Here is a 13,752-nt window from a genome sequence, read left to right on the forward strand (position 1 = left end):
TCCTCGACAAGCTACTGTCCGAGCACGACAACCCCGGTGTTTCCTTCACCGCTTGAATCCACCCCCTCCTACGGTGCAGTAGGTCAGGGGGTGGGGGAGACGGGCTGCGCGAGGTCGAGCACCTCGGCGGTCGGCAGCTCGGCGAGGGCGGCGCCGCCGACGAGCAGCTTGCTGCTACGGATCCCGCTGCCGATGACCACGTCCCCGGCGGCCGCCACTGCGGCGTCGACGAGGACCGGCCAGTCTGCGGGGAGGCCGACCGGGGTGATCCCGCCGAACTCCATGGCGGTGAGCGAGACGGCGTCGTCGTGCGGCGCGAACGAGATCTTGCGGACCCCGAGGTGCCGCCGCACCACGCCGTTGACGTCGGCGCGGTGGGTGGCCAGGACCATGACGGCGGCGTACGTCGTCTCACCCGCCCGCTTGCCGGCGACGATGACGCAGTTCGCGCTCGCCTGGGGCGCGACGTCGTATGCCGCACAGAAGGCGGCCGTGTCGGCGAGCGTCGCGTCGATGGGCGCCACCTCCGCTGCCGCGACTCCCGTGGACGCTTCGCCGAGGGCGGCGGCGACCGGGGGAGCGAGCAGGTCGGGGAGGTCGAGCGCAGGCGACCAGTGGAGCGATCCGCGAGCGGACGGCATACGGGTCAGTGCTTCTCGTCGGTCGGAACCTCGGCCCCGGTGGCCGGGTCCTTGGCCACTGCCGCGTGCTCGTCGTGCCCGCCCTTGCGGGGGATGACGTGCATGATCGCGACGACGATGGCGCCGATGATGAGGCCGAGGATGGCCGAGCCGATGGTGTTGGTGACCCAGCCGAGGACGCCGCCGAGCGCGCCGGTGGCCTCGTGGACGGCCTCCTCGGCGCCGTGGACCCACTGGTAGGGGTAGTGCAGCGGCGACCAGTACTGGCTGAGCTCGTCGAGCCCCACGAGGATGATGTGCCCGCCAACCCAGATCATCGCGGCGATGCCGACCACCGAGAGGGTGCTGAGGAGCTTGGGCATGGCGGCGACGAGCCCGCGGCCGATCGTGGCCTGGGCGCCCGTCTTGCCGGCGAGGTGGAGACCGACGTCGTCCATCTTGACGATGAGGGCGACGACGCCGTAGACGAGCGCGGTGATGGCGACGGCGACGACGGCGAGGATCGCGGCCCGCAGCAGGAAGCCCTCGTCCTTCACCTCGTTGAGCGAGATGACCATGATCTCGGCCGACAGGATGAAGTCGGTGCGGATCGCCCCGCTCGTGATGGTGTCCTCGTCGGCGACGAGCCCGGCCTCGTGCGCCTTGTCGGCCGCGTCCTCGGTGTGGCCGCTGACCCGCTCCCATATCTTCTCGACACCCTCGAAGCAGAGGTAGGTGCCGCCGATCATCAGCAGCGGCGTGAGCGCCGCCGGGAGGAACTGGCTGAGCAGCAGGGCCGCCGGCAGGATGAAGAGGAGCTTGTTGCGCAGCGACCCGATCGCGATCTTCTTGATGATCGGGAGCTCGCGCTTGGGGTCGATGCCCTGGACGTACTGCGGCGTCACCGCGGTGTCGTCGACGATGACACCGCTGGCCTTGACGCTCGCGCGCCCGGCCGCGGCCGCGACGTCGTCCACGGAGGCGGCGGCGGCCTTGGCCAGCACCGCGATGTCGTCGAGCAGGGCGAACAGACCGCCGGCCATCAGGTCACCTGTCGGTCTGTGAGGGGGATGTCATGGGGCACCGGCTCAGCGTACCCACGACGAGCGTGCCTACTCGTCCTCGTCGGCGCTCGTGCCGTCAGGGGCCATGTCGAGGTCGTCGTGCCGCTCACCCTCGACGAGGACGCGGTCGTCGCCGTCCCCACCGCGTGCCGGGGCGTCGGCGTCGTCGTCGTCGCGCTCGCTGACCGCGGGGCGGGCCAGGTCGCTGTCGGGGTCGACGGCATAGTCGCCGCGCACGTCCTCCCACGTGTCGAGCTTGTCCTCGTCGAGGTCGAGGCGCACCTCGTCGCGCACCTCGTCCTGGCCGCTGGCTCCGCCGGTGCCCATGGTCTCGCTCATCGGGTTCTCCGCTCGTCTCCGCGCGGGCCGGCCCCGCGCTCGTCCATGTCTACCGCGTGGAGTCGGTACGATGGGGGCTGCCGGCGCGGGTGATACCCCGCTCTCGTGGACGCCCAGATGGGCTGCGCCGGGTCTGCCAACCCCATTCGACAAGGAAGAGATTTCGCATGTCCTTCGACTACAAGGTTGCCGACCTGAGCCTCGCCGAGGCCGGCCGTCACCAGATCCGTCTTGCCGAGCACGAGATGCCCGGCCTCATGAGCCTGCGCGAGGAGTTCGGGGCGGCCCAGCCGCTCAAGGGCGCCCGCATCGCCGGCTCGCTGCACATGACCGTGCAGACCGCCGTGCTCATCGAGACCCTCACCGCTCTCGGCGCCGAGGTCCGCTGGGCCTCCTGCAACATCTACTCCACTCAGGACGAGGCCGCCGCGGCCGTCGTCGTCGGGCCCGAGGGCAGCGTCGACGACCTGCAGGGCGTGCCCGTCTTCGCCTGGAAGGGCGAGACCCTGACCGAGTACTGGGAGTGCACGGAGCAGATCCTCACCTGGCCCGGTGGTCAGGGCGCCAACATGATCCTCGACGACGGTGGCGACGCCACGATGCTCGTCCACAAGGGTCGTGCTTGGGAGGCCGCCGGTCAGGTGCCCCCCACCGACGACGAGGACTCCGAGGAGGTCGGCGTCTTCAAGGAGCTCGTCCGCAAGACGCTCGCCGCGGACCCGCAGAAGTGGACGAAGGTCTCCGCCGAGATCAAGGGCGTCACCGAGGAGACCACCACCGGCGTGCTCCGCCTCTACGAGCTCGCCCGCGCCGGCGAGCTGCTCTTCCCGGCGATCAACGTCAACGACTCGGTCACCAAGAGCAAGTTCGACAACAAGTACGGCTGCCGCCACTCCGTCATCGACGGCCTCAACCGCGCGACCGACGTGCTCATCGCCGGCAAGGTCGCGGTCGTCTGCGGCTACGGCGACGTCGGCAAGGGCTGCGCCGAGGCCCTCCGTGGCCAGGGCGCTCGCGTCATCGTCACCGAGATCGACCCGATCTGCGCGCTCCAGGCCGCGATGGAGGGCTACCAGGTCGCCAAGCTCGAGAGCGTCCTCGACATCGCCGACATCTACGTCACGACGACCGGCAACTTCAACATCATCACCGCCGAGCACATGACGAAGATGAAGAACAAGGCGATCGTCGCCAACATCGGCCACTTCGACAACGAGATCGACATCGCCGGCCTCGCCAAGGTCGAGGGTGTCACCAAGACCGAGATCAAGCCGCAGGTCCACGAGTGGTCCTTCGCCGGTGGCAACTCGATCATCGTGCTGTCGGAGGGTCGCCTCTTCAACCTCGGCAACGCCACGGGCCACCCGTCGTTCGTCATGTCGAACTCCTTCGCGAACCAGACGATCGCCCAGATCGAGCTGTTCACCAAGAACGACGACTACGACAAGCAGGTCTACGTCCTGCCCAAGCACCTCGACGAGAAGGTCGCGCGCCTGCACCTCGACGCCATCGGTGTCGAGCTCACCGAGCTGACCAAGGAGCAGGCCGAGTACATCGGTGTCGACGTGGCCGGCCCGTACAAGTCGGACCATTACCGGTACTGAGCCCAGGCTCACTCATCACGACACACAGGCCGGGTATGCCGGGAGCTCACGTTCCCGGCATACCCGGCCCTCGTCGGTCGACCGACCCGCAAGCCGAACAACGCGGCATTACCACGGCAGGGCGGAGGACTTTTCGTCGTGGCCGCCTAGGGCCGTGGTGACGCGCAAGGAGAGGGAAGCAGGACAGAGCAGTGTTTCGGCCTCGCCGGATCACTACCCTCGGCGCGCTCAATGAGCATGAAAGCCGTGTCGGTAGGTCGAACCCCTGTGATACTGCCAAGGCCAAGTTGGATTAGGTACATGGGGTCGCCATGAGTGTGGCCTCAGGAGGAGGGTCCGACGGTGGACCGGGAAACAATTCGGGCAGATCCCGCTTCACCCACCGCCCCGTCAGCGGCCGCTCACCGTCCTGACGTCCAAGGGCTCCGCGCCGTCGCTGTGCTCATGGTGCTGTGCTTCCATGCTGGCCTTCCGGTGCCTGGCGGATTTGTGGGCGTCGATGTGTTCTTTGTCATTTCTGGATTCGTCATAACGACGATGCTTTCCCGCGAATGGGCGGCAACAGGACGAATCAATTTCCCGCAGTTCTATCTGCGGCGCTTCCTGCGGCTCACGCCGGCGCTGGCGGTGATGGCGTCAGTGACTGTCTTTGCATCGTCCCTCTTCCTTTCGCCGGTCGGGCCGCAGCAGGTCGCGGTGGAAACCAGTGTTGGTGCGCTGTTCTTGGTCGCCAACTTCGTCATCGCGGCCCGTACCGGGGGGTATTTCGACGATGCAGCAGAGCTGAACCCACTCCTGCATACCTGGTCGTTGTCGGTCGAGGAGCAGTTCTATCTGGTGTTTCCGCTCGTCCTTGCCAGCGGGTGGGCGGCCGCGAGTAGATTTCCCAAGGCGAGATACGGCCTGAGTTTCCTCGTAGGAAGCATCGGTCTGACTTCTCTGCTGCTGGGTGTGTTACCGACCTTCGGCGTTGCGGTCCCGGGTCTGAATGGTGCGCTGGGGTTCTACAGTCCACTGACAAGAGCGTGGGAGTTCTGCGCAGGGGCGGGCCTGGCCTTGCTCATCCGGAGACTGCCGCAGCCGTCTGGGCGAAGCAGCAACGTGTTTGGTCCCGCGGGCGCGTTGCTGATGGGGTCCTCGCTGTGGATCATCACCGAGGCGTCGACGTTCCCAGGCGTCGCTGCTTTGTTGCCGGTCACGGGAACGTTGCTAGTCCTCTATGCAGGTGGCAGGCCGGATAGTTTCGTGAGCCGATCCTTGTCCAGCCCTCCTTTGACGCGCATCGGAGACTGGTCGTACTCCTTGTATCTGTGGCATTGGCCCTTCGTCGTGATTGCCAGTCAGTTATGGCCAGGACGAACACTTGTGGCTGTCTTGGCGGTATGTGCCTGTTGGTTGCCAGCGGTGGCGTCCTACCGCTGGGTGGAGCAACCCCTTCGAAGCCCGCACCACGTGAAAGGCATGCACGTCTCCCGCCGTCTACGTGTCATTGTCCCGATCACTTTTTTGGCCCCCGTGCTCGTGGCTGGAGCTGCTGGAGCGGCCGCGATGAATGGTTTCGGAAGCCGACAGGTCCAGACCTTTCAGGCATCCAAGACGCCGCACCCCGCGGGCTCCTGTGTTGCGCGGGATGACAATTTCTGCCGCTGGAACACCGTGGCGCCCGGTCCGCCCGTCTACCTGGTGGGCGACTCACACGCGGGCCACTTCGGTACGGGTGTCCTTGGCGCCGCCACATCACTCGATCGACCCATGGCCATATCGATGGCGTACAACTGCCCCTTTACTAGGGAACTTCAAGTAGGGCTGCTGAATCAGAAGTCCACATGCTTCGAGCACAACGAATCGGTGTTCGAAGCGTTGATGACGGAACGGGCAGGCACGGTGATCATCGCTGGCGCCGACACCTACTGGGCCGGGGAGTCGTGGGCCGTGACGGAGCCGGGTGGCTTGCCGTCGGTGGTACCAGCAGACAAGGTGAGGTATTGGGAGCGTGCTTTGGTGCGAACTGTCACGGCACTCCGGCGGACCGGTCACGACGTGATCCTCGTGCAGACTGTCCCTCTCCACGAGCGCTATCAGCCAGAGCGCTGCTCGACTCTCGATATCCACAATGGTGACTGTTCGGATGTCCTCCCCGAGTCCGAGGCCGAGGATATTCATGGTGAGGCGCGGGCTGCGCTGACTCGCGTCGCTGAAGCCACGGACAGCCGACTGGTCGACCCGTGGAACTTCTTTTGCCGTGACGGTTTTTGTTCAACCAGCCGAGATTCGGCGCCGCTCTACACGAACTGGAGTCACATCAGTGTGCACGCGAGTGGCGCTCTCACGGGCCTGTTCAAGAGCGCGCTCGACTCCACGACATAAGCGCTCCATGTGACGGCTTCCGGAAACCCACGCCCCTTTGCCTCGTGCTCGTGGGCGTCCTCCGTGCTGTGCACTGTTCTCCGTGGCGGCAGGAGCAGAGGGCGGACCCTGGGTGCGGTGGGGAGGGCACCCGTTTCGACGGATCAGTCCCTCGATCGGGGTCACCCGAGGGTCGCGTCGACCGTCTGACCGGTGTGGGCCGACTCGAGCACGGCTTCGGTGACCCGAACCGTCGCGAGCCCCTGATCCATCGTGACAATGTCGGCATCTTTGCCGAGGAGGGCGTCCCGGAACTGCTCGTGCTCCACCTGAAGAGGTTCAGGCTTGGCTATTGCATAGCGCACGACGTCTCCCTCGGTCACGCCCCGGAAGTTGGCAATCTGATCCCACGACTCCTGTTCCACGCGGCCGTTGGCGTAGAACGACAGGTCGGCCGTCAGGGTGTCGGCGATGAAGGCCCCCTTGCTGCCGGTCAGGACCGTGACACGCTCCTTGAATGGAGAAAGCCAGTTGACCAGATGGTTGGTGATGGTTCCCTCGGAGAGCTGCGCCACGACGGCGACGAGGTCCTCGGCCTCACGACCCGAGCGGTAGGCGGTTCGCGCGGCCACGGAGACGAAGCTCTGCTGGGTCACCCACGCGGTGAGATCTATGTCGTGGGTCCCTAGGTCCTTGACGACGCCGACGTTCGAGATCCGGGTGGGGAAGGGGCCCTGCCTCCGCGTCACCACCTGGTAGAGCTCACCCAGCTCACCTGCGGCTACCCTCTTCCGGGCCTGCTGCAACGCAGGGTTGTAGCGCTCGACGTACCCCACCGCGCCCACGAGACCGGCGGCGCCGAAAGCGGCCGACAGTCGCCTGGCAGTGCCGGAGTCGAGGGCCAGCGGCTTCTCGATCATGGTGTGTACCCCGGCAGCCGCCAGCGCTAGGCCCACCTCCTCGTGGTGGACGGCCGGAACGGCCACGACGCAGTAGTCCAGGCCGTGGGTCAGGAGCGACTGCACGTCACTCTCGACCGGCCGGCCACCTGCGACTCCATGAACGTCACCGGACGGGTCGGCCACGGCGACGAGCTCGACTCCCTCGAGCCCGCTCAGGATCCGGGCATGGTGGCGCCCCATCATCCCGAGACCAAGCAGCCCGGCACGAAGCGGTCGCACGGGGCTCACGCTCCGGCTCCCACGAGGTTGTTGACGGCGTGGACGACGTGGTCGAGGTCGGCCTCACTGAGCCCTGGATGCACAGGAAGCGAGAGCACCTCGTCGGCCGCTCTCATCGTCTCCGGGAGGTCGGCTGTCGCAGCAAAGGCAGGTAGGCGGTGCGTCGGCACGCGGTAGAAAGCGCCGGTCGCCACGCCGTGCTCGTCCAGAAGGGCCTGCGCGAAGCCGTCCCGGTCCTCGGGCACGCGAATCGTGTACTGGTGGAAGACGTGGACCGCGCCGTCGACGACCCTGGGGACAGCGACACCCTCGATCCGCTCAGACAGGTGCTGCGCATTGTGCTGCCGCTGGCTGGTCCAAGCGCCAACCTTGCGCAGTTGCTCGCGGCCGATGGCCGCATGGATGTCGGTCATCCGAGCGTTGTAGCCGACGATCTCGTTCTCGTAGCGCGTCTCCATCCCTTGGTTGCGCAGGAGCCTCAGTCGTCGCTCGATGTCGCCATCGGCAACGGTGACCATGCCGCCCTCGCCGGACGTCATGTTCTTCGTGGGATAGAGCGAGAACATCGCGAACTCCCCGAAGGCACCCACGGGAGTGCCTCGCCATGAGGCGCCGTGCGCCTGCGCCGCGTCTTCGAAAAGCCGCAGACCACGCCGTTCGGCCAGCTCTGTCAGTGACGTCATGTCGGCGGGATGGCCGTAGAGGTGCACCGGCATGACTGCGGTGGTGTACTGGGTCAGGTGGGACTCAACCGAGTCGGCCGTGAGGCAGTAGGTGTCGGGGTCGATGTCGGCGAAGACGGGTGTGGCGCCGGTGAGCGCCACGGCGTTGGCGGTGGCCGCGAAGGTAAACGAGGGGACGACTACCTCGTCGCCGGGGCCGATGCCGGCCGCCAACAGGCCGAGGTGCAGTCCGGCGGTCCCCGAGCTCAGCGCCACGCAGGTGCGACCCAGGTTGAAGTGCTCGGCGAACTCCGACTCGAACGCCGCCACTTCAGGGCCTTGGGCGAGCATGCCACTGGCGAGCACCTTGTCGACAGCAGCACGTTCCTCCTCGCCAATGAGCGGCTGCGCAGCAGCAATGATCGTTCTCGTGCTCATGCGCACTCCTCTACACGTAGGGGATCCCGCCGTCCTACTCAGAATCCGTAGCGGTCGTGGGACGAGCAACGACCGACGCCCGGCCAACTTAGCCAATCTCGCGTCTTTCTCCTGCCAACATGGCCGCGCGAAGGCTGTGCGTGAATAACATCCCGCGCCCTCACCTGCCCTACGAGGACACTGCCCGGTGCTTCGGCCAGAGACCGCTGCGCTCGGACCACGGTCCTTCGGGGTTGAGTGCAGCTAGCGCAGGACGGATAGCACGGAGGAGTAGTCATCCGTCCACGTCAGGGACTCCTCGGTCAACGCCCCCCAGCCCTGCTTGCCCTGCAGCGTCGAGATACGAGCGGCGTTCGACGACAGCGCAACCCATTGACTTCTGCTACTCCCTTCGTTCGTCTCGCCCTTGCTGCCGAAGGCCGCCTGCCACCCGAGGTCGTTGGCGGCGCCACGCACTACCGGTCGGAGATCGAACACCCGGTTGCTGATGTGCACAACCAGTAGCCCACCCGGTCGCAATTTCGAGGCGTACGTACGCATTGCCTCCACCGTCAGGAGGTGGACGGGGATGGAGTCGGAGCTGAATGCGTCGAGCAGAATCAAGTCCTTCGACGCGTCGGGCATGTTCTCGAGTGCTAGGCGTCCGTCACCGACCTCGACGTCGATGTCCGCCTTGGAATCAGCAAGGTAGGTGAAGAACCGAGAATCCTTGGCGATGTCGACGACTGCGGGGTCGATTTCGATGAAGGAGAACCGCTGCCCCTCCTTGCCGTGTGCCGCGACGGTGCCGGCGCCAAGCCCGACGGTGGCGACGTCGACCAAGTTCGGCTGGGCGAACACATCGCCGAGCGGGCCGGATCGTGAGAAGTATGAAGTGGGCTCACTACGGAGGTCGTTCTGCCACTGCAACCCGTGAATGGTCGTGCCGTGCATAAACACGTGCTTTCCCTCAGTTGCCAGCACGCGGTAGCTGCCGTAGAAGGTGCGTCGGTGTTCCAGAGCCCCACGCCCGGCATCAATGAAGCACGTGACCATGAACACTGTCAGGGCCAGAACGGCAATGCGACGTCCCGAACCGCTGATTGCCCAGGCTCCGACAATGACGACGACAAGTGCCGTCAGCAGGCCACCGGTGGCACGACCAGCCATGAGGGAGAACGTCGGTATGCGGAGCAGCACGACACTGCCAAGAACCGTGATGACCAGGGCGACCCAATGTCGAGAGGCGTAGGCCACTAACCGGGATCCCGAGTCGGCGTCCCGAGACAGCAACAGGGGAACCACTATGAGAAGCAGCGCGTACTCCCACACCCTGTCGAACAGGATGGGGGCTATCAGTCCGTTGAGCACTCCCCCGAGGGCGCCGCCTATGGACACGATCAGGTAGTAACCAGTCAGATGCTCAACACCGGGGCGATCGGCCGCCAGCTTCGCGTGCGCCGCGTACGCCACAACGGCCAGCATCGTCAGGAGCAATGGGACGACGACCCATACGGGCGTGTATGCGCTCACGGGGTAGATGGCGGCTGCAGCGATGGTCGCAATGATGGCAGCCCGGTTGACAGCCATGGGAGTGACTCGGGACGTCCGACCGAACGCAAGGACGAAGGTCGCAAGATAGATGGCCAACGGCATCACCCACAGGAGAGGGATCGCGGCGACATCCGTGCTGATGTGAGAGGTGACCGCCAGCATCATTGCGGACGGCAGGAAACTGGCTGCGACCCAGGTTGCCCGGCGATGGCGGCTGATGCCTTGGACTGCAGCGTTCGCTATGGGCATGCGAGCAGCGCCAAGTTCTCCCTCCGGGGATTGGATTCGGCTGCCGCTGAGCGCTCTGATGCGCGTCACGACCCCGCAGAGGGCGGTCAGTAGGGCGAAGAAAACAAATGCTCCCGACCAGGCGACACGCTGTTGGTCAACCGTCAGGAAAGGTTCGATGAGGAAGGGGTAGGCAAGGAGCCCCACGAAGCTTCCGACATTGCTCGCCGCAAACAGAAAGTATGGGTCATCCGCCCGAGGGCCTCCTGACCACGAGTACCACCGCTGGATCAGCGGACCGGAGGTGGAGATGACGACGAAGGGTAGCCCGATCATCAGGACGAGGGTCCGCAGCAGCCATAGGACAGGGGAGGCTTCGGCGTCGGGCACTGCGTCGAGAGGCAAGGCCACCGGAAGCACAACGAGCGGTGCCAAGAGAACGAGTAGGTGCACCGGGGGCTGCCAGCGGGCGCCGAGGCGACGGGTCGCTACGTGCGAGTACAGGTAACCCAAGAGCAACAGCAACTGGAAGAAAAGGCTGCTCGTGCTCCACACTGTGGCCGATCCCCCGTAGGAGGGAAGCACGATCCGCGCAATGAGCGGTTGCACGACGAAGAGAAGCGAAGCGCCGACGAAGGCGGTCAGGGTGAAGAGGCCCACCAAGCCGAATCGAAGCAGTCGCGGCGCCGACACGCCCGTTCGTCTTGACGTCGCACGGGCGGCAGTCAGTTCCTCTTCCACGTCCGTCCTCGGCGTCGGCGTCGGCGTCGGCGTGCGGGTGGTGATGATGGCTTCGTTCATGGACCCCTCCTATGTCGGCAGCAGACTAGTTCGGGACGTGCTGCATCGTTGGGTGATTGGCCCATTTGCGTCGGCGAGGAGGAGCAACCTCCGTTGGCTCCGTCGGCGCGGCCGCATCACACGTTGAAGACATCGACGCGTTCCTGAGGAGTTCACGACAGCCGAACGGTGTGTTCGACACATTAAGTCGCCTGCGCAGCTCCACCTGGCCGTCAACGAGCTGCTAGCCGGGGAGAGCCGCGCCACCGGCGCTGTTGCCGTTCTCAGTCGGTACCAAGGCCTCCGCCTCTTGGCGAACTACTCCCTCACGCCCGCGACGAGTGCATCGACGCGACTCATCGTGTGGGTTCGACGTAGAACCAATCGTCGAGATCCAGCAATGTGGCGCCGGGCACGATGCCTGCGACCGCCTGCCATGACCAGGGATACGGAAAGAAGTGCAGATGAAGGTTGAAGCTGTAGCGGTACGGTCGCTCCTTCGGCACGACGATGATGAGGTGTTCTGCAGCGACGCGGCGGAGCTCAGCCAGTGCACGGGGCAGGTTCTGGACGTGCTCGAGGGTATGCGTGCAAACGACGACGTCAAATGAGTCGTCGGCATAGGGGAGGGCCTCCACGTTCGCTTGGTCGAAGGTCACGCCCTCTATTCCCTGCATCACATCTCCCAGGACGATGTCCGACGCCGTGACCTCGCTTGCCACCTGCACGAGGCGCTCCGCGAGCCAGCCTCTGCCACATCCGACTTCAAGGACACTCCGGCCCTTTACCTGCTGAAGAATCGCCTCGGTGCAGGCGGCGTTGAGGTCAGTCTCCCCTTGGACCTCGGAGCCGGCCACGCGCCGGTACACGTCGGCGAACGCCTCGGCCGACATTTCGAAGGCTCCGCTCTTGAAGACCATGAACTCGCGCGCGTGCCGACCGAGGGCGAGGCGCAACAGCGGCGCCATGACGATCTTGCTGTCGCGCATGGATGCAGGCAGCCAGTTGTCCAGGAGATTGCGAATGTGCAGTGAGACGGATCGAGGGATGGGCATGGAGGCATCCTGCCCGGGCCGCGCGCCGACGTGCCGGGAACACGCCACGTCGACGCGAGGAGTGCACCTATCGTGTCCGCATGGCGGCAACCGGGCAGATGATCACTCAGGAGGGCAGGTTGACCGTCGGGCCTTTGCCTCTGATGAGCACGCAAGGGATTGTGGCGCTCGTGGGCATGGCCGTTGCCATGGTCTGCGCACTGTTGGGCTTGCCTCTTGGGTGGCTTTTGGTCAGCGTGATGACTCTGGCGGCATCTGGGCGCACTGGCATGCGGGGTGCGATCGAGCGACTGCCCTTGGCAGGTGTTCTGGTGATCGCTGCTGCCGGCGCCATGACTCTGCTTTTCGGACTCCTTGGGGTGGACGTGATGTCGTCTCCCTGGTCCGGACGGCTCCTGTTGGCAGCCCTGGTACCAGCGCTCGTCGCAGCGCCCTTGCTTTCTGTCGCCAGGGCCCCGGGAACGCGTTCGTGGGCTGAACTTGGTCTTGCGACTGCACCAACTGCGCTCATGACCGTCATTGGAGGTGCGCTTGCGGTGAGCCAGCTGGGCACAATGACGTCCTGGTTCCTCTCTGGCGACCACGTCCGGCACCTCGGGCTCGTGACCCGCACGATCGACGCCGGTGGAGTGGAGTACGTCAACCAGACGTATCCCCGCGCATGGCACGGGGCGTTGGCGCTGATGTGGTCGGCGACCGGCTCCGAGCGGGACGAGGCGGGCCTCGCCGAGCTCATCCGACTCCAGTCTCTTGCCACCTGGATGGTCCTGGCACTGGTACCCCTTGCACTTGCACTGACAGCCGCAGGGCTGCACCGCCGGGCGGGTGGTGGTCCGGTGCTGAGCGGCCTCGCCGGTGCAGCCGCGGGCTTCCTGATCTTGGGGCCATGGTTCTACGGGGCCTATGTTCCCCGCGGCTTCGAGACATCCGTTCTTGCCCTCCTCGTGGTGGCCGTGGCAGTCCTGCAGGTGATGGAGGCCCGCGCCGACCGAGGTGCGCTGCTCGTCGTCGCGATCAGTGGCGCCCTGATCGCGCACGTGTGGCAGGTTCTCCTGCCGGTGGTCGCCGCACTTCTCGTCCTTGTTCTGGGTGACCGCTGGCGCAGGCGTCCCTCGACGCGAGTCCTTGTCGGGGATGCGGCGCTCCTGGTCCTGTCCGCTGCTGTTGCCGTGCCAGGGCTGCTCGGGGTGGCACGCGGCTACGGGTTTGAGGCAGCGGCTGTTGCGGGGGACGTGCCACCGCCCGCACTGGCCTGGCTCGCTGTCGTCGCGATGAGCGCGGCCGTGCTGTTCGGGACCCGACCACGTTCGGGGCTCCCCGCGTGCGCGACTGCGGTGGGTGCGGCGCTCATCACCGCGCTCGGTCTTGCCGCCCTGGCAGGCGTCGGACTGGACTCGTACTACCCCAACAAGACGCTGTGGACGGCGACCGCCCTCGGACTGCCCTTGGTTGGCGCAGCCGCAGCGCATCTGGTCAAACAGGCCCAGGACGAGCCCCGAGTGGGACGACCTGCCCTGGTGCTGGCGGGTTCTGTGGGCGGCTTGGTCTTGCTCCTGTGTGCGGCCACCCCGGTGCTGGGGATCACAGGGTCATGGTCGGCCGCCGACGGAAGGACCGTGATCGATACCGTCACCGCGGAGGCGGCGCCGTCGGCCACCGTGGTCTGGCGCGTCGGCACGGCGACCGACGACGCCACGAGTCAGCTTCTCCTCGATTTCTACACGGCAACCGCCACCACAGCGCCTCTGGGGCTGGCACCCCGGGAAACCGAGGAGCAGTGTGCTCTCCTCACCTCCGTGGCCCGGCCGGTCGTCCTTTCGCGAGCGCCGACCGACGACGTCCGCCAACGGTTCGGTTGCGCGCCAGCCACTGAGGTGATATTGCCGTGACTCTTGACCAACT

10 protein-coding genes are annotated in these 13,752 nt (G+C 65.9%); 3 read left to right on the forward strand and 7 right to left on the reverse strand.

Annotated features, from left to right (window positions below):
- Positions 1-83: 83 nt before the first annotated feature.
- The 3 genes from ACOJV9_RS12710 to ACOJV9_RS12720 form a co-directional block, all read right to left on the reverse strand.
- Positions 84-641, reverse strand: a complete 558-nt coding sequence (locus ACOJV9_RS12710; RefSeq protein WP_420185587.1) for a YbaK/EbsC family protein — start codon at positions 639-641, stop codon at positions 84-86.
- Between the two features lie 5 nt (positions 642-646).
- Complete coding sequence (locus tag ACOJV9_RS12715) at positions 647-1,663, reverse strand: DUF808 domain-containing protein (protein WP_420185588.1); 1,017 nt, start codon at positions 1,661-1,663, stop codon at positions 647-649.
- Positions 1,664-1,732: 69 nt separating this feature from the next.
- Positions 1,733-2,023, reverse strand: coding sequence for a hypothetical protein (locus ACOJV9_RS12720; RefSeq protein ID WP_420185589.1), 291 nt, complete (start codon positions 2,021-2,023; stop codon positions 1,733-1,735).
- 167 nt (positions 2,024-2,190) lie between these two features.
- On the opposite strand from ACOJV9_RS12720, the gene ahcY reads away from it, so the two are divergent.
- A complete protein-coding gene (gene ahcY, locus ACOJV9_RS12725; protein ID WP_420185590.1) occupies positions 2,191-3,627 on the forward strand; it encodes an adenosylhomocysteinase in 1,437 nt (478 codons plus the stop codon).
- A gap of 342 nt (positions 3,628-3,969) precedes the next feature.
- Positions 3,970-5,994 (forward strand): acyltransferase family protein, encoded by a 2,025-nt coding sequence (locus tag ACOJV9_RS12730; protein WP_420185591.1) that lies wholly within the window; start codon positions 3,970-3,972, stop codon positions 5,992-5,994.
- A 161-nt stretch (positions 5,995-6,155) separates the two neighbouring features.
- Here the strand turns inward: ACOJV9_RS12730 and ACOJV9_RS12735 are convergent, their stop codons facing one another.
- The 4 genes from ACOJV9_RS12735 to ACOJV9_RS12750 all read right to left on the reverse strand — a co-directional run bounded on the left by ACOJV9_RS12735 (position 6,156) and on the right by ACOJV9_RS12750 (position 11,850).
- Entirely contained in the window at positions 6,156-7,154 is a 999-nt protein-coding gene (locus ACOJV9_RS12735) for a Gfo/Idh/MocA family protein (protein WP_420185733.1), read from the reverse strand.
- A gap of 5 nt (positions 7,155-7,159) precedes the next feature.
- Positions 7,160-8,254 (reverse strand): DegT/DnrJ/EryC1/StrS family aminotransferase, encoded by a 1,095-nt coding sequence (locus ACOJV9_RS12740; RefSeq protein WP_420185592.1) that lies wholly within the window; start codon positions 8,252-8,254, stop codon positions 7,160-7,162.
- 243 nt (positions 8,255-8,497) lie between these two features.
- Positions 8,498-10,816 (reverse strand): spermidine synthase, encoded by a 2,319-nt coding sequence (locus ACOJV9_RS12745; protein WP_420185593.1) that lies wholly within the window; start codon positions 10,814-10,816, stop codon positions 8,498-8,500.
- A 335-nt stretch (positions 10,817-11,151) separates the two neighbouring features.
- On the reverse strand, positions 11,152-11,850 hold the full coding sequence (locus ACOJV9_RS12750; RefSeq protein WP_420185594.1) for a class I SAM-dependent methyltransferase: 699 nt from the start codon (positions 11,848-11,850) through the stop codon (positions 11,152-11,154).
- Positions 11,851-11,930: 80 nt separating this feature from the next.
- On the opposite strand from ACOJV9_RS12750, the gene ACOJV9_RS12755 reads away from it, so the two are divergent.
- Positions 11,931-13,739 (forward strand): hypothetical protein, encoded by a 1,809-nt coding sequence (locus tag ACOJV9_RS12755; RefSeq protein WP_420185595.1) that lies wholly within the window; start codon positions 11,931-11,933, stop codon positions 13,737-13,739.
- Positions 13,740-13,752: the final 13 nt, after the last annotated feature.

The sequence above is a fragment of the Knoellia terrae genome (assembly GCF_048606435.1).
In the GTDB taxonomy this organism is placed as follows: domain Bacteria; phylum Actinomycetota; class Actinomycetes; order Actinomycetales; family Dermatophilaceae; genus Knoellia; species Knoellia terrae.

What these genes read in the sequence shown, in the direction of transcription:
- ACOJV9_RS12710 (WP_420185587.1), bottom strand. Translation starts at nt 641, where the DNA reads ATGCCGTCCGCTCGCGGATCGCTCCACTGGTCGCCTGCGCTCGACCTC.
- ACOJV9_RS12715 (WP_420185588.1), bottom strand. Translation starts at nt 1,663, where the DNA reads ATGGCCGGCGGTCTGTTCGCCCTGCTCGACGACATCGCGGTGCTGGCC.
- ACOJV9_RS12720 (WP_420185589.1), bottom strand. Translation starts at nt 2,023, where the DNA reads ATGAGCGAGACCATGGGCACCGGCGGAGCCAGCGGCCAGGACGAGGTG.
- ahcY (WP_420185590.1), top strand. Translation starts at nt 2,191, where the DNA reads ATGTCCTTCGACTACAAGGTTGCCGACCTGAGCCTCGCCGAGGCCGGC.
- ACOJV9_RS12740 (WP_420185592.1), bottom strand. Translation starts at nt 8,254, where the DNA reads ATGAGCACGAGAACGATCATTGCTGCTGCGCAGCCGCTCATTGGCGAG.
- ACOJV9_RS12745 (WP_420185593.1), bottom strand. Translation starts at nt 10,816, where the DNA reads ATGAACGAAGCCATCATCACCACCCGCACGCCGACGCCGACGCCGACG.
- ACOJV9_RS12750 (WP_420185594.1), bottom strand. Translation starts at nt 11,850, where the DNA reads ATGCCCATCCCTCGATCCGTCTCACTGCACATTCGCAATCTCCTGGAC.
- ACOJV9_RS12755 (WP_420185595.1), top strand. Translation starts at nt 11,931, where the DNA reads ATGGCGGCAACCGGGCAGATGATCACTCAGGAGGGCAGGTTGACCGTC.